The sequence below is a fragment of the Herbaspirillum sp. genome (assembly GCF_035644555.1).
Classification (GTDB): domain Bacteria; phylum Pseudomonadota; class Gammaproteobacteria; order Burkholderiales; family Burkholderiaceae_D; genus Herbaspirillum.
Genome location: NZ_DASQOH010000052.1, coordinates 89,126 through 109,476, shown reverse-complemented (window position 1 = coordinate 109,476; position 20,351 = coordinate 89,126). Strand labels below are relative to the sequence as shown.

Annotated in this window: 15 protein-coding genes; 6 read left to right on the top strand and 9 right to left on the bottom strand. The window is 65.0% G+C overall.

Annotation, left to right across the window (positions count from 1 at the left end):
• The first annotated feature begins 36 nt into the window (after positions 1–36).
• On the top strand, positions 37–1,179 hold the full coding sequence (locus VE092_RS14275) for a GNAT family N-acetyltransferase (RefSeq protein WP_324877787.1): 1,143 nt from the start codon (positions 37–39) through the stop codon (positions 1,177–1,179).
• A gap of 63 nt (positions 1,180–1,242) precedes the next feature.
• Here the strand turns inward: VE092_RS14275 and VE092_RS14270 are convergent, their stop codons facing one another.
• Together VE092_RS14270 and VE092_RS14265 are read right to left on the bottom strand one after the other, a co-directional pair.
• Positions 1,243–2,277 (bottom strand): Fe(3+) ABC transporter substrate-binding protein, encoded by a 1,035-nt coding sequence (locus VE092_RS14270; protein ID WP_006463538.1) that lies wholly within the window; start codon positions 2,275–2,277, stop codon positions 1,243–1,245.
• Positions 2,278–2,635: 358 nt separating this feature from the next.
• On the bottom strand, positions 2,636–4,093 hold the full coding sequence (locus VE092_RS14265) for a Ppx/GppA phosphatase family protein (RefSeq protein WP_006463539.1): 1,458 nt from the start codon (positions 4,091–4,093) through the stop codon (positions 2,636–2,638).
• Positions 4,094–4,281: 188 nt separating this feature from the next.
• On the opposite strand from VE092_RS14265, the gene VE092_RS14260 reads away from it, so the two are divergent.
• Positions 4,282–5,046: an SAM-dependent methyltransferase gene (locus tag VE092_RS14260; RefSeq protein WP_324877784.1), complete on the top strand. Its 765-nt coding sequence runs from the start codon at positions 4,282–4,284 to the stop codon at positions 5,044–5,046.
• 85 nt (positions 5,047–5,131) lie between these two features.
• Here VE092_RS14260 and VE092_RS14255 read toward each other — a convergent pair whose 3' ends face one another.
• The 4 genes from VE092_RS14255 to VE092_RS14240 form a co-directional block, all read right to left on the bottom strand.
• Complete coding sequence (locus VE092_RS14255) at positions 5,132–6,166, bottom strand: S49 family peptidase (protein WP_324877782.1); 1,035 nt, start codon at positions 6,164–6,166, stop codon at positions 5,132–5,134.
• Between the two features lie 47 nt (positions 6,167–6,213).
• The gene (locus tag VE092_RS14250) at positions 6,214–6,588 is read right to left on the bottom strand and encodes a Rieske (2Fe-2S) protein (RefSeq protein WP_324877780.1); all 375 of its coding nucleotides are present in this window, start codon (positions 6,586–6,588) and stop codon (positions 6,214–6,216) included.
• Positions 6,589–6,598: 10 nt separating this feature from the next.
• Complete coding sequence (locus tag VE092_RS14245; protein WP_324877778.1) at positions 6,599–7,258, bottom strand: HAD-IIIA family hydrolase; 660 nt, start codon at positions 7,256–7,258, stop codon at positions 6,599–6,601.
• Positions 7,259–7,386: 128 nt separating this feature from the next.
• The gene (locus VE092_RS14240; RefSeq protein ID WP_324877776.1) at positions 7,387–8,454 is read right to left on the bottom strand and encodes an RluA family pseudouridine synthase; all 1,068 of its coding nucleotides are present in this window, start codon (positions 8,452–8,454) and stop codon (positions 7,387–7,389) included.
• Between the two features lie 797 nt (positions 8,455–9,251).
• Between VE092_RS14240 and VE092_RS14235 the strand changes: the two genes are divergently transcribed.
• The 4 genes from VE092_RS14235 (at position 9,252) to glp (ending at position 15,803) form a co-directional block, all read left to right on the top strand.
• The gene (locus VE092_RS14235) at positions 9,252–12,440 is read left to right on the top strand and encodes an Rne/Rng family ribonuclease (protein ID WP_324877774.1); all 3,189 of its coding nucleotides are present in this window, start codon (positions 9,252–9,254) and stop codon (positions 12,438–12,440) included.
• Positions 12,441–12,744: 304 nt separating this feature from the next.
• Entirely contained in the window at positions 12,745–13,860 is a 1,116-nt protein-coding gene (gene moaA / locus VE092_RS14230; RefSeq protein WP_324877772.1) for a GTP 3',8-cyclase MoaA, read from the top strand.
• 39 nt (positions 13,861–13,899) lie between these two features.
• Complete coding sequence (gene mobA / locus VE092_RS14225) at positions 13,900–14,520, top strand: molybdenum cofactor guanylyltransferase MobA (protein ID WP_324877770.1); 621 nt, start codon at positions 13,900–13,902, stop codon at positions 14,518–14,520.
• Complete coding sequence (gene glp, locus VE092_RS14220) at positions 14,517–15,803, top strand: gephyrin-like molybdotransferase Glp (protein WP_324877768.1); 1,287 nt, start codon at positions 14,517–14,519, stop codon at positions 15,801–15,803. Before mobA ends, glp begins: the two co-directional genes overlap by 4 nt.
• 70 nt (positions 15,804–15,873) lie before the next feature.
• Here glp and rmuC read toward each other — a convergent pair whose 3' ends face one another.
• The 3 genes from rmuC to VE092_RS14205 form a co-directional block, all read right to left on the bottom strand.
• Complete coding sequence (gene rmuC, locus VE092_RS14215; RefSeq protein ID WP_324877766.1) at positions 15,874–17,355, bottom strand: DNA recombination protein RmuC; 1,482 nt, start codon at positions 17,353–17,355, stop codon at positions 15,874–15,876.
• Between the two features lie 8 nt (positions 17,356–17,363).
• Positions 17,364–17,765 carry a group II truncated hemoglobin gene (locus tag VE092_RS14210; protein WP_324877764.1) on the bottom strand — a complete coding sequence of 134 codons (402 nt, stop codon included), beginning with the start codon at positions 17,763–17,765 and terminating at the stop codon, positions 17,364–17,366.
• A gap of 81 nt (positions 17,766–17,846) precedes the next feature.
• On the bottom strand, positions 17,847–20,345 hold the full coding sequence (locus VE092_RS14205; protein WP_324877762.1) for an ABC transporter permease: 2,499 nt from the start codon (positions 20,343–20,345) through the stop codon (positions 17,847–17,849).
• Positions 20,346–20,351 lie beyond the last annotated feature (6 nt).

The window sequence follows — 20,351 nt, the reverse complement described above, 5'->3', positions numbered from 1 at the left end:
CGGGCCGCGCCTTCTTATGCAGGTCACTCGCAGTCCATGGATTATCGCACGCGAATCGTTTCTTCTCTGGCCGAGATCGGCCCCGGCCGCTGGGATGCACTGGTGGCCGCCCAGGCCGAAGGCAATCCCTTCCTCAGCTACGCTTTCCTGCACGCGCTGCACGAGAGCGGCGCGGCCAGTGCCGACACCGGCTGGGAGCCGCATTACCTGACGCTGTGGCAGGACCAAGCCCTGGTGGCGGCCTTGCCCCTGTATCGCAAGTTCCACTCCTATGGTGAATACGTCTTCGACTGGGCCTGGGCCGAGGCCTACCAGCGCCACGGCGTCGAATACTATCCCAAGCTGCTGGCCGCCATCCCCTTCACGCCGGTGCGCGGCGCGCGGCTGATGGCAGTCGATGAGACGGCCCGCGCCGGCCTGCTGGCCGCCTTGCAGGCGCTGCAGCAGGAGGGCGAACACTCGTCCACCCACATCCTCTACCCGCCCCCGGAGCAGGCGGAACAGCTGGCCGATGCCGGTTTCCTGCTGCGCAGCGGCGTGCAGTTCCACTGGCACAACGAAGGCTATGGCAGCTTTGCCGAGTTCGTCGATACCCTGGATCGAAAGAAGCGCAAGAACATCCTGGCCGAGCGGCGCAAGGTGGCCGAACAGGGCGTGCAATTCATCTGGCTGCGGGGCAGCGAGATCACCGAGGCCCACTGGCGATTCTTCAACCGCTGCTATCGCCATACCTATGCGGCGCATTATTCGACGCCCTACCTGAACCTGGATTTCTTCCGCCGCATCGGCGCCACCATGCCGCAGCACCTGCTGCTGACCCTGGCCCTGCGTGATGGCCAGCCCATCGCCTCCTCGCTCACCGTGCATGACGGCGACACCCTCTACGGTCGCTACTGGGGCGCGCTGGAACACGTCCCCTGCCTGCACTTCGAGACCGCCTACTACCAGCCGCTGGAATTCTGCATCGCCGAAAAGATCCGCTGGTTCGAAGGCGGCGCCCAGGGCGAGCACAAGATGGCGCGCGGCTTCCTGCCGCAGAAGACCTGGTCGGCACACTGGCTGGCGCATCCGGGGTTCTACGATGCGGTGGAGCACTTCCTGGCCCGCGAAGTCGGCGGCATCGATGGTTATATCAACGAGCTCAACGAGCGCAATCCCTTCCGCGATCCGCCCCGCTGAGGCGGCGCAAAAAAAGCCGGCCCGCAGCAATGCTGCGGGCCGGCTTCCTGCCAGTCATCCGGTTTACTTGTAACCGACGCGATCCAGCATCTGCAACACCTTCTGCTGATTGGCACCGACGGCGCCGATGTTGATCACTTCAGCCTTGAACGGACCCATCTTGACCAGCGCCGGGTTCTCGGTCTTCACGCTCTTGACGGCCGGCCATTCGTTATTGCCTTCGGCGAAGTAGCGCTGGGCCGCATCGCTGGCCAGGTATTCCAGGAACTGCACGGCTTCGGCCTTGTGCGGGGCATGCTTGGCCACGCCACCACCGGCGATGTTGACGTGCGCGCCATAGCTCTTCTGGTTGGGCCAGACGATGCCGACCTTTTCCATCAGGGCCACGTCTTCCGGCTTGGTGGAACGCAGCAGGCGGGCCACGTAGTAGGAGTTGGAAATGGCCACACCACATTCGCCCGAACCCACGGCCTTGATCTGGTCGGTATCGCCACCCACCGGCTGGCGCGCCTGGTTGGCGACCATGCCCTTCAAGATGGCTTCGGTCTTGGCCGCGCCATCATGCTCCAGCAGCGCGCCGAACAGCGAGACGTTGTAGGGGTGCGAGCCGCTGCGGGTGCACAACTTGCCCTTGTTCTTCGGGTCGCCCAGGGCTTCGTAGGTGTCCACGTCTTCCGGCTTGACGCTGGTCTTGTTGTAGACGATCACGCGGGCGCGGGTGGAGAACCCGAACCACTGGGTGCCGTCGCTGCCCTCCTTGCTGTGCAGATTGGCGGGGATGCGTTCGTCCAGCAGCTTGGACTTGACCGGCTGGAACAGGCCATCGCTCTGGGCCTTCCACAGGCGCGCCGCATCCACCAGCAGGATCACGTCGGCGGGACTGGAAGCACCCTCGCTCTTCAAGCGTGCCAGGATGCCGGCATCATCGCCATCGACGCGGTTGATCTTGATGCCGGTGGCCTTGGTGAAGTCGGCGTAGAGCGCTTCGTCGGTCTGGTAGTGACGTGCCGAGTACAGGTTCAGGACCTTTTCCTGCGCGAAGCTGGAGGCGGCAATGGCAGCCAGTACGGCGCCGACGGCGAATTGACGGGAGAACATGGACCATCCTTTTCAAAAAGAGTGAACGACCGCCGTGGCGAAACGGCGTTTTCTTTTGGCGCGGAAGGCGGTCCGGGGAGCGGGCTCCAGGATGGACTTGGCTGTCGCAGCGGGCGGCCTGATGGCTGCCTCGTTATGGGTATGCTTGTGCGTGTGCGTGTACACTCGAGAGAGGTAAAGCGCAGGCGAATATATCACAAATAAGAAGCATTATCATCTTCTAAAAGACATAGCGAAAAGCCATGCAGTGAACGTAAAAACGCCCTTGCCGACTGATGTGGCAAGGGCGTGACGACGTGCTGTGAAAGCAGCGAACGCAACGAAAGCGGCAAAGACAGCGAAGGCGGACGAAGCGCGCTCAGATCACCTTAACGGCGAAATCGACGCCGATGCCGGCCCACCACTCCTGCTCCTTCTGGAACCAAAAGGAAATGCTGGGATGCTCCTTGATGTAGTCGCGGCGAATCTCCAGGTCGATGCGGCTCTTGAGCTTGACCCTTACCTTGTCCAGGTCCAGCGTGATGTGCGCGTGGCGGAACATCACCGCCAGCCGCAGCGCCAGCACTGCCTTGGCGAAATCGACGTCGGCCAGCATCTCGCTGATCTTCTTCAGGTTGCCCTTCTGCCCGAGGATCAGGGTACTCATCAGACGCTGCTCGCGGGTGGTAAAGCCCGGCAGGTCGGCATTGGCAATCATGTAGGCCGAATGCTTGTGGTAACCGGTGGGCGACACCACCAGCCCGGTCTCATGCAACAAGGCGCTCCAGTAGAGATAGCGGGCGTAGGAGTCGGTGGCCGGCTTGAGCAGATCGAAGAAACCTCGCGCGGTATCGGCCACGCCATGGGCGCGGGCGGCATCGACGTGAAAACGGCGGGCGAACTCCTCGACCGAGCGGTCGCGGCGGTCGGCCTTGGTGGCGCGCAGTTGCAGGTCCCACATCACGCCCATGCGCAGGCCGGCTTCCACCGGGGTGATGACCTCGATGCGGAATTCCTGCATGAAGCCGATCAGCACCGCCAGGCCGCCCATGATCACACCGGCACGGTCGGGTTTCATGCCGTCCAGCGCGATCTGGCTGACATGGCCGAAATCGATCAGGCGCTGCATCAGGTCGGCCAGGCTGGGCAGGCTCACGCGACCATCGCCCATGCCGTTGCGACGGATGGTGTCGGCGATGGCGCGCATGGTGCCGGAAGAGCCATAGACATTCACCTCGGCCGGGTCGAAGCTGAACAGGTGCACTGCATCTTCGACATGCGAGCGGGCCGAGATGATGGCGCGTTCGAAAGCCGCCGTAGTGATGGCACCATCGGGGAAGAAGGCCAGGCTTTGATTGACGGTGCCGATGCCGAAGGATTCGACGTGACGGATATGCTCGCCCAGGCCACGGATGACCTCGGTGGAACCGCCGCCGATGTCGATGACCATGCGTTCTTCACCGGCATCGGCCAGCACGCCGGCCACGCCCATGTAGATCAGGCGGCCCTCTTCCTCACCGGAAATGATCTCCACCGGATAACCGATGGCCCGCTCCAGTTCCGGCAGCAGGTCGGCAGCATTCTTGGCCACGCGCAAGGTATTGGTGGCTACCACCCGCACTGCGGTCAGCGGATAGTCACGCAGGATGGCGCGAAAGCGGGTGAGCGAATCGATGGCGCTCTGACAGGCCTGCTGGGTCAGGTTGCCGCTTTTGTCGATGCCCGCCGCCAGGCGGATGGGGTCGCGCGCGCTCTTGATGACGCGTATGCCGTCGTCCTCGTACTTGCCGATATGCAAGCGAAAACTGTTGGAACCGAGATCTACCGCAGCAAACATGCATGTCCTTTCGCAATCGCACTAGAAGCCAATTGCTAAATAATTTAACCTCACCTTGTCTCCATCCCGACAAGATAATCGGCGCGCATTACACTTTGATGACAGCCGGCACCCTGTAGAATGGCGGCTCGGCGCTGCCATGCTGCGTCGCACATATTATTTTATACAATTTATCCCATTTCCCTTCCATGCCCGGCATTCTTTACCTGGTTCCCAACACCCTGGGACCCACCGAGCCTCCCGCCGACGCCAGCGTGACGCATCCGCTGGAGAGCATCATCCCGCGCCAGGTGCAGGTGATCGCAGCGCGCCTGGATTATTTCGTCGCCGAGAACGCCAAGACCACCCGCGCCTTCCTGAAACTGCTGGGCAGCTGCCAGGCACTGGCCCAGCCCATCCAGGAAATCCAGATCGCCGAGCTCAACGTCAACACACCGCCGGCCGCCCTGCCGGCGCTGCTGGCGCCCCTGCTGGAAGGCCGTGACGGTGGCCTGATCTCGGAAGCAGGCGTGCCGGCGGTGGCCGACCCCGGCGCCAACCTGGTGCGGCTGGCGCATCAGCATGGCATCCAGGTGCGCCCGCTGGTGGGCCCCTCTTCCTTGCTGCTGGCGGTCATGGCCAGTGGTCTCAATGGCCAGAGCTTCGCCTTCAACGGCTACCTGCCGACCGATGCCGAGACGCGCGCCAAGCGTATCCGCCAACTGGAAGATCGCGCCCGCAAGGAAAACCAGACCCAGCTGCTGATCGAAACGCCCTATCGCAACACCGCCATGCTGGAGGCGCTGGCGCAATCCTGCCAGCCCGGCACGCTGATCTGCGTGGCCACCGACCTGTCGCTGGCCAGCGAATCGGTGCGCACGCAGACGGCCGCGCAGTGGAAGGCCGCCCTGGCTGCCGGCAAGGCACCGGACTTCCACAAGAAACCGACCGTCTTCCTGCTGCTGGCCGAATAACGCCGACACGAGAGACGCGGCGCCACAATGACAAAGGCCGGTTGTGATACACAACCGGCCTTTTTGCATGCTCCGTCCCGAGGCGTCAGCGCAAGGTGGAAAGTGGCGTCGACATCATCGTCTTGGCAAAGCCTGCACCGAAGGCAACACCGAATTTCTTGAGGACCCGTTCGGAGAGATTTTCGGTCTGGGTGTAATCCACCACATCCTCGGCCTTGAGCACGTCACGGGCCACGCTGTCGACCGTACCGTAGCCATCGGCCAGTCCCAGCTCGACCGCCTTGGAGCCGGTCCAGACCAGCCCCGAGAAGGTATCCGGGGTTTCCTTGAGGCGCGTGCCACGGCCCTGGCGCACCACCGCGATGAACTGCTGGTGGATTTCCTCCAGCATCGATTGTGCATATTCGCGCTGCTTCGGGCTTTGCGGACTGAAGGGATCGAGGAAGCTCTTGTTCTCGCCCGCAGTCAGCAGGCGCCGTTCCACGCCCAACTTGTCCATCAGGCCGGTGAAACCGAAGCCATCCATGAGCACGCCGACCGAACCGATCATGCTGGCCTTGTTGACATAGATCTTGTCAGCCGCCACGGCGATGTAATAGCCGCCGGAGGCGCAGACCTCTTCCACCACCACGTAGATCGGCTTCTTGGGATAGGCCTTGCGCAGACGGGTGATCTCGTCATTGATCATGCCGGCCTGCACCGGGCTGCCGCCGGGACTGTTGATCTTGAGGATCACGCCGACCGAATCGGCGGCCGCGAAGGCCTTGTCCAGCGCCGGGATCACCACCCCGGCCGAACCCTGGCCTTCGGAATCGATGGCGCCCTTGATCTCGACCAGGGCGGTGTGGGTACCCAGCGGTTCGCTCTCGGTCTTGTTGTAGGTGAAGGCGAGCCAGCCGCCCAGCACGATCACCACCAGGATGGCGATGCGGAAGAAGACGCCCCAGCGACGCCGGGCACGCTGTTCCTTGACCGCGAACAGGGCCAGTTTTTCCAGTACGTCACGCTCCCAGCCGCTTTTCTTGTCCTCGCGCACGCTGGCGGGAATGGATGACGATGGTGGCGCTTGCGGCGGGACTGGGGATGTGTTTTGCGGGTTTTCAGATTCGTTGTTGCTCATAGGCTCACTCTAAGCAGCGCAGCAGCCTGCGCCGGTTTCCCCGAAGCTCATGCCTCGACGGGCTTGACGATGTCGTCCGGACGCCAGTAGACCTGACCGTCGCGTTCCACCGCCATGATCTTACGCAAGTGGGCGCCGGTACAAGGACCGCCCTCGCATTTTCCGGTATCGGGCGCATAAACGGCGCCATGTGTTGCACACATGAGATAGAGGCCGCTGGATTCGAAGAACTCGCCCTCGGCCCAGTCCAGTTCGATGGGGACATGGGCGCAGCGGTTCAGGTAGCCATAGACCACCCCGCCGTAGCGCACCACGAAACCGGTGGTCTCGTCGCCATGTACCTGCACCGGGAAGCGCTTGCCCAGGCCGCCTTCGGCCAGATCGCCGGTGGCACAGATGAGGATTTCCGCAGGAGCGTTCACGGGACCGTCCTCAGGCGTTTTCGTTGAGCCACTGGTGCAGCTCGCGGATGGAACGTGCCGAATACAGCGGCGCGAGCGTCTGCAACTGCTGCGGCGGATGCGCGCCGAACTCCACCGCCACGCCCGCGGCACCGGCGTTGATGGCCATCTGCAGGTCGTGGGTGGTGTCGCCGATCATCAGGGTGCGGTGCATGTCCTGGCCCAGCTCGCGGGTCAGCTCCTGCAACATGGCCGGATGCGGCTTGGAGAAGGTCTCGTCGGCGCAGCGGGTGGCGTCGAACATGGACAGCAAACCAGTGGTATTCATCGCCCGGTTCAGCCCGACCCGGCTCTTGCCAGTGGCCACGGCCAGGAAATAGCCCTGCTGCGACAGCTCGGTCAGCATTTCCGGCACGCCCTCGAAGAGCGTGAGGTCCTTGTCCTGACCCAGGTAATGGTGGCGGTAGCGTTCCACGATGCGCGGATAGTACTTGGGATCGACATCCGGAATGGCAGCCTGCATGGCGTCCTGCAAGCCCAGGCCGATGACGTAGGAGGCCGCGCTCTTGTCGGGAATCGGCAGGCCCAGGTCGCGCGCCGCGGCCTGGATGCAGCGCACGATGGTGGACGTGCTGTCCATCAGGGTGCCATCCCAGTCGAAGACGATCAGGTCGAATTGCTTTCTTGCCATGTCTGATGCTCTTTCTGCGGGCATGTCCGCCGCCGGCTTGCCAGCGCGACAAGGCAGCAGCGAAACATGCGATTTTGTTAATGCCGGGCAGAAAGTATCATATCCCGGCCGACTACGTGCACTGTCCTTCAGTCCTCCGTGCCAGCCAGCATGTTGTAGGGCAACAGGTCGCCCTCGGCCCCGCCTTCCAGGCTGCGCAGGAATTTCGCGCATTCCTCGGGCAGGCCGGCCTTCAGGGTGACGGTCTGGCCGGTTTCCGGATGCAGGAAGCTGATGCGCCAGGCATGCAGGAACATGCGTTTGAACGCAATACGCCTGCCATCGGGCTTCTGCAGCGCCTTGTTCAAGGGGAAGTCGCCGTACTTGTCGTCGCCGACGATGGGAAAACCGCTGGAAGACAGGTGCACCCGGATCTGATGGGTGCGACCGGTCTTCAGTTCAGCTTCCAGCAGGGCAAATTCACCGAAGCGACGCAAGAGCGAGAACACGGTATGGGACGGCTGGCCATCGGCCTGCACCCGCACCCGGCGCTCGCCATCGGGCGTGCTGTACTTGAACAGCGGCAACTTCACGTGCTGGCGGGCATTCTTCCAGTCGCCCTGGACCAGCGTGAGGTAGCGCTTGTCGGTCTGGCCATCGCGCATCTGTTCATGCAGGTTGGTCAACGCCGAGCGCTTCTTGGCGATCAGCAGCACGCCGGAGGTGTCGCGGTCCAGCCGGTGCACCAGCTCCAGGAACTTGGCCTGGGGCCGCGCCGCCCGCAACTGCTCGATGACCCCGTAGCTCACGCCGGATCCGCCATGCACGGCCACACCGGCCGGCTTGTCGATGACCAGCATGTGGCTGTCTTCCAGCAGGATGCGGAATTCCGCACCCGGGACTACGGTTTCTTGCTTCTCTGCAACTCGTATTGGTGGCACACGCACGACATCGCCCTCGACCAGGCGATAGGTCTGGTCGATGCGGCCCTTGTTGACGCGCACCTCGCCCGAACGCAGGACACGATAGATATGGCTCTTGGGAACGCCCTTGCAGACCCGCAGCAGGAAATTGTCAATCCGCTGTCCCGCCTCTTCGTCGGAAATGGTCAGCAACTGCACCTGGGGAAGGGTCTGCGAGGCTGCTGCGTTCCGGGAGGCCGGCGCCATGTCGGCGGTTTCGGAAGCCCCCCTAGAAAATCTCGCTAAGTCCTTCATTTTGAATATATAATCGTTTGACGCCAATCACAAACGGCGTCAGTAGAATAAAAAAGGAACATTCTACACAAGAGGAGACTTCGTCAGCCTCGCTCATTTGCAAAATTGACGAAGGGGGCCCCGAAAACCACGACGCGCGGCATCGCAGACGCATTAAAAGCGCTGCAACGGTTGACAATACAGCCGATCATGTCGCTTGCCTGGTCCACGTAAAGGCCTCGAAACGAGTACGCACCTTCCCTGTGCGAGTCCAGTTTGCACCGCAGTTGCAATCGGACAGCGCACTTGGAAGTGGAACAGATTTGTTTGGATCATCAGGATAAAAGTCTGGCAAGACTCGCATCCGGTGACCCGACCCAGGACAGCAGTGCACAGCCCCCCGGCGACCAGCAGCGCAAGCATGGCAGGCTCATCCGCCCGCCCCCTTGCAGCGCATCGCTCAGGCCATGCCGCAATTCGGGCCGGGCCATCGCGAAGCTTGCCGGTTGATGCAGTAGAACCCGATCGCCGTCGCCAACCTCACTATGTTACGTTTGGCTCCACAGACCAGCTTACCGTCCGCAGTTGCCTGCGCGACCGCCTATGGCGGAGCGCGCGGCGCGGATACGGTGCTGCCCGGCGTCCCGGTCCACTGCATCCGCGCCCCCTTGTGCTGGAGCGCCCGCTAAGGCGCACTCACACAATCAAGGCAATTCCCTCCCCAATCACTTCGTTCTCGCGTACATCCCCTGTACTTTTGGCCCGCTACCACATACGGACGGGCCATTTGAAGGATCTTCGGATCCCGGAGTGAAAACATGAAACGTATGTTGTTCAACGCAACGCAGCAGGAAGAACTGCGCGTAGCGATCGTTGACGGTCAGAAGCTGATCGACATCGACATCGAAACCACCGGACGCGAGCAGCGCAAGTCCAACATCTACAAGGGCGTGATCACCCGCATCGAGCCCTCGCTGGAAGCCTGCTTCGTCAACTACGGCGAGGAACGCCACGGCTTCCTGCCTTTCAAGGAAGTGGCCCGTTCCTACTTCAAGGAAGGCATCGACGTCCGTAACGCCAGCATCAAGGAAGCGCTGCGCGAAGGCCAGGAAATCATCGTCCAGGTCGAAAAGGAAGAACGCGGCAACAAGGGCGCGGCCCTGACCTCCTTCATCTCGCTGGCCGGCCGCTACCTGGTCCTGATGCCCAACAACCCGCGTGGTGGTGGCGTCTCCCGCCGCGTCGAAGGCGAAGACCGCCAGGAACTGCGCGAAACCATGGACAAGCTGGACCTGCCCAACGGCATGTCCGTCATCGCCCGCACCGCCGGCATCGGCCGCAACGTCGATGAACTGCAGTGGGACCTGAACTACCTGATGCAACTGTGGCGCGCCATCGAAGGCGCCGGCCAGTCCGCCTCGGGCGCCTTCCTGATCTACCAGGAATCGTCACTGGTCATCCGCGCCATCCGCGACTACTTCCAGCCCGACATCGGCGAAATCCTGATCGACACCGACGACATCCACGACCAGGCCCAGCAGTTCATGGCCCACGTGATGCCGGACATGGTCCACCGCGTCAAGCGCTACCGCGACGACGTACCGCTGTTCTCCCGCTTCCAGATCGAACACCAGATCGAGACCGCCTACTCGCGTACGGTCCCGCTGCCCTCCGGCGGCGCCATCGTGATCGACCACACCGAAGCCCTGGTGTCGGTGGACGTGAACTCGGCGCGTGCCACCCGTGGCAGCGACATCGAGACCACCGCCTTCAACACCAACCTCGAAGCGGCTGATGAAGTGGCCCGCCAGTTGCGCCTGCGCGACCTGGGTGGCCTGATCGTGATCGACTTCATCGACATGGAGAATTCCAAGAACCAGCGCGAAGTCGAAGGTCGCCTGAAAGACGCCCTGCACCACGACCGTGCCCGCGTCCAGATGGGCAAAATCTCCCGCTTTGGCCTGATGGAACTGTCGCGCCAGCGCCTGCGTCCGTCGCTGTCCGAAGGCAGCCACGTGACCTGCCCGCGCTGCAACGGCACCGGCCACATCCGCGATACCGAATCCTCCGCCCTGCAGGTGCTGCGCATCATCCAGGAAGAGGCGATGAAGGAAAACTCGGCCGCCATCCATGTGCAGGCGCCGGTGGACGTCGCCGCCTTCCTGTTGAACGAGAAGCGCGGTGAAATCCTGAAGATCGAGACGCGCCATCGCGTCACGGTCATCATGATCCCCAACAAGCACCTGGAAACCCCGCACTACAAGATGGAACGGATCAAGCACGACGATCCGCGCCTGGACGACGCCCAAGCCAGCTACAACATGGCCGAGCAGGCCGATACCGACATCGGCTACAGCAAGCGCCAGAAGGAAGAAGTGCGTCCGCGCCAGGAAGCCGTGGTCAAGGGCATCACCCCCGACCAGCCGGCTCCCATCGTCGAACGCAAGGCCCCGGAACCGGTGGCTGCCCCCGTGCCGCCCCCGACCCTGGCACCGGAATCGGGCCTGCTGGGCAAGATCTTCGCCTTCTTCCGCAAGAAGCCCGTGGCCCCGGTGGAAGCACCGGCCCCGGTCGAAGCCAAGGCCCCTGCCAAGCGTGAAGGCGAGCGCAATGGCCGTGGCGGCGAACGCAACGGTCGTGGCCGCAATCGCAATGACCGCGGTGATCGCGCCGAACGTGGTGAACGCAATGCCAATGGCGAACAGCGCAATGCCCGCGGCGCCGCTGCCGTCGAGGTAAAGGCTGGCGAACTGACCGAGGCCAAGCAGGCACGTGCACCGCGTGGCCCGCGCGAACCCAAGGAAGTGCGGGAACCGCGCGAAGGCCGTGAACCGCGTGAAAGTCGCGATGTGCAGGTCCGGGACGGTCAGGAACCGAAGGAAGGCCGTCGCAACGAAGCACGCGAAGCCCGTGAACCGCGCGAAGGTCGCGAACCGCGTCAGCCGCGTGAACCGCGCGCCCCGCGTGCTGAACGCAAGGACAGCAAGACGGAAGAAGGTCTGCCGCTGGAAGCCGCTCTGGCAGCCGGTGCAGCGACCGCCGGCGTGGCCGTGGCCGCTGGTGTGGTTGCGGTAGCCAATGATGAGCAGGCCGCTCAGGTCGAAGCCGCGCAAGTCGAGGGTGGCGAAGGTGTCGAAGCGGCGGAAAACGCCGAAGGTGGCACCGAACCGCGTCGTCGCCGCCGTCGTGGTGGTCGCAACCGTCATCGTCGCGAGCGTGACGAGAACGGCAACCTGATCGAAAACACCGATAGCGAGGCCGAAGCTGGCGAAGCTGCCGAGCTGGCCGCAGGCGCCAGCGCGACCGACAGCCCCGCTGCCCCGCTGGAAGTGGCCCAGGCCGCCGTGGCCCAGGCCTCCTTCGCCGCATCGCCGGTGCCGGCTGAGGCAGCCGACGCACCGGTCGCTGCTCCGGTGGAAAGTGCCGTCCAGGTGGAAAGCGGCGTGAACTCGGTGGAAGCCGTGGCCGCCGCTGCGGCCGAGGCGACCGAAGCCGTCTTCGCGCACCAGCAGGCCATCGAACCGGCGGCCGCGTCGATCGACGCCAGCTTCGCCCCGCCCCCGGCCTTCGAACCCGCTCCGGCACCGGTGCAGGCCGCTGCTGCGGTCCCCGCGGCCTCGGAAGCGCCGGTCGAAGTACTGGCCACCGCACCGGTGACCGCGCCTGCACAGCCCCAGCAGATCAGCCTGCTGGACGCCGTGGAAGCCAGCCCTGAACCGGTACCGGTACCGGCAGCGCCTGCGCCGGCAGCGACTGTAGCCGCCGTGGCAGCCGTGGAACCTGCAGCCGCCCAACCCGCCAGCGCCGGCGACGGCGCCCAGTGGGACTCGCTGCAGCAGATGCTGTCGCAAGCCGGCCTGACGCTGGCCACGACCGATCCGGTCAAGCTGCGTGCGGCACAGGAAGCGGCGGCGGCCATCGTGCCGGCACCGCGTGTACCGCGCGAGCGCAAGCCGTTGCCGCCGTCATCGAGCGAGCCGCTGGTCCAGGTGGAAACGCGCCGCTGATCGCGACGCGCCGTCACACTGGCCAAGGAAAAAGGGAGCTTCGGCTCCCTTTTTTCACGTCTGCCACGGCGGAATTGGGCTTGTCATCGGCCATTTCCTCCCTATCTGGTGACAGTTGGGCCGCCCCGGCAGCGATACAGTTCGGCGCTGCCGCCAGAGCGACCCGGTGCACACGCCGCCGACCCAGGCCGGAAGCGGCATCAGGCGTGAGCCAGGCGGTCTGGCGCGCCGAATATGCATGAAGCGACAGCAACCCGGCGACGCCAGCCGTGCTATCTTTACACACCCGTCTTTGCCAGCCCGTATGAACAAGCGCGTCATTCCCATCGTCGATTACCGGCAAGCCCCCTCGCCCGGCACGGCAGGCGTCATTGCGCCGGTGCCGGTGGTACCGGACGGCTGGCTGGCCGACAGCCTGGGCCGTCCGCTGCACGACCTGCGCATCTCGGTCACCGACCGCTGCAATTTCCGCTGCGTCTATTGCATGCCCAAGGATGTCTTCGACAAGCAATACCAGTTCCTGCCGCACTCCGACCTGCTGACCTTCGAAGAGCTGACCCGCGTGGCCGCCCAGTTCGTGGCGCATGGCGTGCGCAAGATCCGCCTGACCGGCGGCGAACCGCTGCTGCGCAAGAACATCGAGACCCTGATCGCCATGCTGGCCGCCTTGCGCACGCCCGATGGCGAGCCGGTGGATCTCACCCTGACCACCAATGGCACCCTGCTCAAGCAGAAGGCGCAGGCACTCAAGGCCGCCGGCCTGCGGCGCGTGACGGTCTCGCTGGATTCGCTGGATGACGAGAGCTTCCGCCGCATGAACGATGTCGACTTCCCGGTGGCGCGCGTGCTGGAAGGCATCGAGGCCGCCCACGCCGCCGGCCTGGGGCCGGTCAAGATCAACATGGTGGTCAAGAAAGGCGTCAACGACGACCAGATCCTGCCGATGGCACGCCACTTCAAGGGGACACCGGCCATCCTGCGCTTCATCGAATACATGGACGTGGGCAGCTCCAACGGCTGGCGCATGGACGAGGTACTGCCCTCCAGCGAAGTGGTGCGTCGCATCTCGGCCGAGATGCCGCTGCAGGTGGCCGACCCCAACTACACCGGCGAGACCGCCGAGCGCTGGCGCTATGTCGATGGCGGCGGCGAGATCGGTGTCATCTCCAGCGTGACCCAGGCCTTCTGCCAGGATTGCTCGCGCGCCCGGCTCTCTACCGAGGGCAAGGTCTACACCTGCCTGTTCGCCAGCGAAGGCCACGATCTGCGCAGCCTCCTGCGCAATGGTGCCAGCGACGCCGAGATGGCCGGCGCCATCGCCGCACTGTGGGGCCAACGGGGCGACCGCTATTCCGAATTGCGCGGCGCCCTGCAGGCCACACCGGCGCGCAAGGTCGAGATGTCCTATATCGGCGGCTAGGCCTCGCGCTACCGTCTGCGTCCTTCGACCGCTCCCGCCATGGCCTCCCCCACTGCCAACACCCTGAGCGCCAGCCACATTACCGGCCTGGTGCTGGCCGGCGGCCGCGGCACGCGCATGGGCGGAGTGGACAAGGGCCTGCAACCGCTGCATGGCAAGCCACTGGTCCAGCACGTGCTCGAGCGGCTGGCGCCGCAGGTCGGCACCCTGGCCGTCAACGCCAACCGCTCGCAATTGCACTACGCCAGCTTCGGCTATCCGGTCTGGAGCGATCTGCAAGCCGGCTTCCCCGGCCCGCTGGCGGGCCTGCAGAGTGGTCTGGCCCACTGCACCACCCCCTGGCTGGCCTGCGCCCCCTGCGATGCACCGCTGATTCCCTATGACCTGGTGGCGCACCTGGCCGATGCCATTGCCGAGGCCGGCGCCGAGGCCGCCATCGCCGTCACCACCGGCGCGCAGGGCCGGCAACGCCATCCGGTCTGCGCCCTGCTCGGCAGGAGCACCCGCGACGCTCTGGACGCCTTCCTGGCCACGGGTGAACGCAAGATGGAGCGCTGGTTCGCCACCCTCCATTGCGTGGAAGTGGAATTCCCCGAAGAACACGCCTTCAGCAACATCAACACCGCGCCGGAGTTGCAACGGCTCGAAGAAGAACAATGACCCATCCTTCCCTGAACGACATCGTCAGCTGCATCAGCGGCTATGACCCTCACGCCATGACCGTGGCCCGTGCCCAGGCCGTGATCCAGGACTTCATCACCCCCATCGAGACGGTGGAAAAGCTGGCCATCCGCAGCGCGCTCTCGCGGGTACTGGCACAGGACATCATCTCCCGCATCGATGTGCCGGCCCATGACAACTCGGCCATGGATGGCTACGCCCTGCGCGGCGAAGACATCGCCGACGGCCAGGCGCAGCGCTTGCAGATCGTCGGCGCGGTCCATGCCGGCCAGCGCTTTGAGGGCAGCGTGCAACGTGGCCAGTGCGTGCGCATCATGACCGGCGCCCCCATGCCGGCCGGATGCGACACCGTCATCCCGCAGGAACTGACCACCGACGCCGACGACCAGGGCGTAACCCTGCCGGCCGGGCGCGTACGGCCCGGTGACAACCGCCGCCTGCGCGGCGAAGACCTGATGCAAGGCAGCGTGGCGCTGCCGCGCGGGCGCATCCTGCGGCCCTCCGACATCGGCCTGCTGGCCTCGCTGGGCATCGCCGAGGTTCCGGTGCAGCGCCGCCTGCGCGTGGCCTTCTTCTCCACCGGCGACGAACTGCGCTCGGTGGGCGAGCCGCTGGACGCAGGCTGCGTCTATGACTCCAACCGCTACACCCTGCACGGCATGCTGACCCGCCTGGGTTGCGAGGTGCTGGACATGGGCGTGGTGCCGGACGATCCGGTGGCGCTGGAGGCAGCCTTTCGCAGCGCCTGTGAAGAGGCCGACGCCGTCATCACCTCCGGTGGCGTGTCGGTGGGTGCCGCCGACTACACCAGGCAGATCATGGCCAGCCTGGGTGAAATGACGTTCTGGAAGATCGCCATGCGTCCCGGCCGGCCGCTGGCCTTTGGCCGCATCAGCTCACGTGGGCGCGATGCCTACCTGTTCGGCCTGCCCGGCAATCCGGTGGCGGTGACCGTGAGTTTTTCCTTCTTCGTGCGCGACGCCCTGCTGCGGCTGGCCGGTGCCGAGTCCCGGCCCTTGCCACGCCTGCGGGTGACGACCGCCACGCCCATCCGCAAGAAAGCCGGTCGCACCGAATACCAGCGCGGCATCCTGGCGCCCGACGCCGATGGCCGCTGGAACGTGCGCCTGACCGGCATGCAGGGCTCGGGCATCCTGCGCTCGATGTCGGACGCCAACTGCATCCTCGAACTGGAGCATGAGCGCGGCGACGTGGCTGCGGGCGAAGAGGTCTCGGTGGTGCTGTTCGACGGGCTGGTCTGAAGCCATCCCAGAATGAAAAAAGCGCGGTCCAGGCCGCGCTTTTTCGTTTTCTGGCCGAAGCATCAGCCGCTCAGACCGCCTCATCCGTATCGCCGAGGTCCAGTTCTGCCGTCCCCAGCAGCTTCTGCGCACTTTCCGCCGGCAGTGCCTCCACCGACTTGAGCTTGCGGTTCATCTGGCGCGTACGGGTCTCGGCCTGATCAATATTGCGGGCAGCGCGTTCCAGCGCCGCCTTGGTCGAGGCCAGCACTTCGCCGAACTTGCCGAACTCGGTTTTGACCGCACCCAGCACCTGCCACACTTCGGAGGATCGCTTCTCCAGCGCCAACGTGCGGAAGCCCATCTGCAGGCTGTTCAACAGTGCCGACAGCGTCGACGGCCCGGCGATGGTCACCCGGCAGGTACGCTGCAGATCGTCGGACAGGCCCGGTCGGCGCATCACCTCGGCATACAGGCCTTCGGTGGGCAGGAACAGGATCGCGAAATCGGTCGTCAGCGGGGGCGAGAGGTATTTCTCGGCGATGGTCTTGGCCTCGTTGCGCACGGCGCGCTCCAGCTCCTTGCCGGCGCTGGCCACGCCATCGGCGTCGGCACGCTCGGCGGCATCGACCAGGCGTTCGTACTGTTCCTTGGGGAATTTGGCGTCGATGGGCATCCACACCGGCCCGCCCTCTTCCTTCGCACCCGGCAGGCGGATGGCGAATTCCACGCGCTCGCCGGTGCCGCGCACGGTCTCGACGTTCTTGGCGTACTGCTCGGGCGTGAGCATCTGTTCCAGCAGGATTTCCAGCTGCACTTCACCCCAGGTGCCACGGGTCTTTACGTTGGTCAGCACGCGCTTGAGATCGCCCACACCGGTGGCCAGCTGCTGCATCTCGCCCAGGCCCTGATGCACCTTGTCCAGGCGGTCCGAGACCAGCTTGAAGGATTCACCCAGGCGCTGCTCCAGCGTGGCATGCAGCTTCTCGTCCACGGTCTTGCGCATCTCTTCCAGCTTGAGCGCGTTGTCGTTCTGCAGATCCTTGATGCGGGCTTCCAGCGTGGCCCGCACTTCGCCCATGCGTTGGGCATTGGATTCGGTCAGTGCCGACAGTTGCTGGTTCAGGGTATCGCCGAAGCGCTTGAGCGAAACCGCCTGCTCTTCGCGGTTGACCTGTGCCTGCAGCGTGATGGACTGGCGCATGCTGTCCAGTTGCTGGGCGTTGGTTTCGTTCAGTTTCACCAGTTGCCGTGCGAAGCCATCGATCTGCTGGTTCTGCAGGCCGGCCACGCTGGACATCTGCGTGGCCAGCGTCTGCTGCAACTGGGCGAAGTTGCTGCCCAGCTCCTGGCGTGTGCTCTGGGCGCTGGCCTGGACCTGGCTGCGCAACTCGCGCTCGATGCGCTCGCCGGTGTCCTGCTGGTGGCGTTGCAGCTCCTGCTGCAGTTGCAGCAGCATGTCCTCGATGGCAGCACCCGGATCGTCGCGCGAGCCGCCGCGCAGCAGCACCAGTACCTGCAAGACGATGCCGACCACCACGAGGCCGGCCAGGATCATTTCGAATGTGTTCATGGGGGGGCTTACTCGGGCTTGTTGCGCATCCAGTCGGCGGTCTGGTAGAGCGCCGCCAGCAGGCGTTTCATCAGCTCGTCGGGCAGGCCCACGTCCTGCATGGCCCAGGTCATGCAGCGCAGCCACTGGTCGCGCTCGGAGATGCCGATGGGGAAAGGCAGGTGACGTGCGCGCAGGCGCGGATGGCCGAATTTTTCCATGTACAGGCTGGGACCGCCGGTCCAGCCGGAGAGGAACATGTAGGTCTTCTCGCGCGAGCCCTCCAGCGAAGGCGGATGCAGCGCGCGAATGCCGGCGAACTCCGGCTCCAGGTCCATCAGGTCGTAGAAACGGTCGACCATCTCGCGCAGTTTTTCAGCGCCGCCGATGAGTTCGAACGTGGTGGGTTGGTTGGGATCTTCGATTTGCATAAGACCGCCATGATACCGCAGCCGCCCTGCCATCGTCGGGCCGGCCGGCTGCGATCTGCAGGGCGTTTGACCTGCCTCGGCTCAGGCTTCGCGCAAGGTCTGCAGGGGCGGACGACGCAGCACGTGACGCAGTCCAGCCCAGCCGCCCAACGCCGAGCAGGCAGCGCCCAAGCCCATGCCCGCCAGCCACACCAGCGGGCTGAAGCTCCAGTCGAAATTGAAGACATAATGCGCCAGCGCCCAGCCGATGCCAGCCGCACCGCTGGCCGCCAGCAGTCCGGCCAGCGAACCCACCAGCAGCACTTCGATGCGCTGCGCCCGCGACAGCTCCTGGCGCGTGGCGCCAAGGGCACGCAACAGGCCGGCCTCGCGCACCCGCTCATCCTGCGAACTGGCCAGCGCCGCATATAGCACCAGTACGCCCGAGCAGAGCGTGAAGAGGAACAGGAACTCCACCGCCGAAATCACCTGCCCCACCACCTCCTGGATCTGGCGCAGCACGCTGCCGATATCGACCACGGTGAGATTGGGGAAGTCGCGGGTCAGGCGATTGCCCAGGGCTTCCTGCTGCGGATCCAGATGCACCGCCGTGATCCAGCTCTGCGGGGTATCGCGCATCAGGGTCGGGTTCAGGATCACGAAGAAATTGACCCGCAAGGAACCCCACTCCAGCTTGCGCAGGCTGGTCACCGGCGCCTCCACCAACTGGCCGGCGATGTCGAACTGCAGGCGGTCGCCCAGCTTGATGCCCAGGGTCTGGGCCAGACCGCGCTCGACCGAGGCCTCCGGCTGGCGGTCGTCGTACCAGCGGCCGGCGACGATGCCGTTGCCGGGCGGGATCTCCGCCATGGTGGAGAGGTTGAATTCACGATCGACCAGGCGCTTGGCGCGATCTTCCTGATAATCCGCCGGGTTGACCGGGCGCCCGTTGATCTGCACCAGACGGCCGCGGATCATCGGATACAGGGCGGCGTCCTTCACCCCGCCCTGCTGCAGCACCTGCTGCACCGCCTGGCGCTGGTCGGGCTGGATATTGATGATGAAACGATTGGGCGCGTCGGCCGGGGTGGCCTGGCGCCAGGCACCTACCAGGTCGCCACGGATGACGGTCAGCAGCAGCAGCGCCATCAAGCCCAGCCCGAGCGCCACCACCTGCATCACGGCGGCTGCCGGCCGACGCTGCAGGCCGTCGATGGCAAAGCGCCAGCTCTGGCGATCCACCAGGCCGCGCATGGAGCGCAACGCCCGCAGGCACAGCCAGGCCACCAGCGCGAACAGGCCGAAGCCGCCGAGGAAGCCGGCAATGGTCAGCAAGCCCAGCTTGAGGTCACCGGCCTGCCACAGCAGCAAGCCCGAAAAGACCAGCGTCCCCAACACATAGGTGAGCACCGTCATCGCCTGCGGTGCGCCCTGGTCGCGCCGGATCACCCGGTTATGCGGCACATTGCGCAACTGCAGGATGGGGGGCAGCGCAAAGCCGACCAGCAACAGCAGGCCGGTGGCCACGCCCTGTACCGCCGGAGCCCAGCCCGGCGCCGGCAAGGCGGTCGGCATGAAGCTGCCCAGCCACTGCAGCAGCGCAAAATGCGCGGCAAAACCGACCAGCATGCCGATCACGCTGGCGGCCAGGCCGATGACGATGAATTCGGTCAGGTACAGCCGCGTCACCTGCGCCTGTGTCATGCCGAAACAGCGCAGCATGGCGCAGGCATCCAGATGGCGCAGCATGAAGCGGCGCGCCGCCATGGCCACCGCCAGCGCCGCCAGCATGGCCGAGAGCAGGCCCACCAGCGAGAGGAACTGTTCGGCCCGGTCCAGCGTGGCGCGCATCTCGGGACGACCATTCTCCAATGACTCCAGGCGCACGCCGCGCAGCTTGTCGGCGTCAATCTGGCGCTCGATCTGCTTCTGGTAGCGCTGGACCTCTACGGCCGGGCCGGCGATCAGCAGCCGGTAGGTCACCCGCGAGCCGAGCTGCACCAGATGGGTGGCGGCCAGATCGGCTTGGCCCAGCATCACCCGCGGCGCGAAGTTGACGAAGGCGCTGCCGCGGTCCGGTTCCACCGAGATGATGGCGGCGATCTTCAGCGGCAGGTCGCCCAGCTTGATGGTATCGCCCAGCTTCACGTCCAGTTGCGACAGGATCTGCGGGTCCACCCACACCGTCCCCGGCTGTGGAATGCCTTCGGCCGGCCGGTCGCTGCCATCGGCGGCGCGCAGCCTGAGCTGGCCGCGCAGCGGATAGCCCGGCGTGACGGCCTTGATGGACGAGAGTACCGAACGTGCCGCATCGCCCTCGCCCGCCAGCGCCATGCTGGGAAAGACCTGGGTCTGGGCCTGCAGTAGCCCCTGCTGGCTGGCCTGCTGCACCCATTGCGCCGGCAGCGGCTGGTCGGCGGCCACCAGCAGGTCGGCCCCCAGCAACTGGTGGGCGTCGCGGGCCATGCCGGCGCGCATGCGGTCGACGAAGAAACCCACCGACGACAGGGCCGCCACCGCCACGATCAGGGCGATCAGCAGGAAGCGGAGTTCACCGGTACGCCAGTCGCGCAGGGTCATGCGCAATGCTTGTTGGAACATGCAGGA

What these genes read in the sequence shown, in the direction of transcription:
- VE092_RS14275 (WP_324877787.1), top strand. Translation starts at nt 37, where the DNA reads ATGGATTATCGCACGCGAATCGTTTCTTCTCTGGCCGAGATCGGCCCC.
- VE092_RS14270 (WP_006463538.1), bottom strand. Translation starts at nt 2,277, where the DNA reads ATGTTCTCCCGTCAATTCGCCGTCGGCGCCGTACTGGCTGCCATTGCC.
- VE092_RS14265 (WP_006463539.1), bottom strand. Translation starts at nt 4,093, where the DNA reads ATGTTTGCTGCGGTAGATCTCGGTTCCAACAGTTTTCGCTTGCATATC.
- VE092_RS14260 (WP_324877784.1), top strand. Translation starts at nt 4,282, where the DNA reads ATGCCCGGCATTCTTTACCTGGTTCCCAACACCCTGGGACCCACCGAG.
- VE092_RS14255 (WP_324877782.1), bottom strand. Translation starts at nt 6,166, where the DNA reads ATGAGCAACAACGAATCTGAAAACCCGCAAAACACATCCCCAGTCCCG.
- VE092_RS14245 (WP_324877778.1), bottom strand. Translation starts at nt 7,258, where the DNA reads ATGGCAAGAAAGCAATTCGACCTGATCGTCTTCGACTGGGATGGCACC.
- VE092_RS14240 (WP_324877776.1), bottom strand. Translation starts at nt 8,454, where the DNA reads ATGAAGGACTTAGCGAGATTTTCTAGGGGGGCTTCCGAAACCGCCGAC.
- VE092_RS14235 (WP_324877774.1), top strand. Translation starts at nt 9,252, where the DNA reads ATGAAACGTATGTTGTTCAACGCAACGCAGCAGGAAGAACTGCGCGTA.
- moaA (WP_324877772.1), top strand. Translation starts at nt 12,745, where the DNA reads ATGAACAAGCGCGTCATTCCCATCGTCGATTACCGGCAAGCCCCCTCG.
- mobA (WP_324877770.1), top strand. Translation starts at nt 13,900, where the DNA reads ATGGCCTCCCCCACTGCCAACACCCTGAGCGCCAGCCACATTACCGGC.
- glp (WP_324877768.1), top strand. Translation starts at nt 14,517, where the DNA reads ATGACCCATCCTTCCCTGAACGACATCGTCAGCTGCATCAGCGGCTAT.
- rmuC (WP_324877766.1), bottom strand. Translation starts at nt 17,355, where the DNA reads ATGAACACATTCGAAATGATCCTGGCCGGCCTCGTGGTGGTCGGCATC.
- VE092_RS14210 (WP_324877764.1), bottom strand. Translation starts at nt 17,765, where the DNA reads ATGCAAATCGAAGATCCCAACCAACCCACCACGTTCGAACTCATCGGC.
- VE092_RS14205 (WP_324877762.1), bottom strand. Translation starts at nt 20,345, where the DNA reads ATGTTCCAACAAGCATTGCGCATGACCCTGCGCGACTGGCGTACCGGT.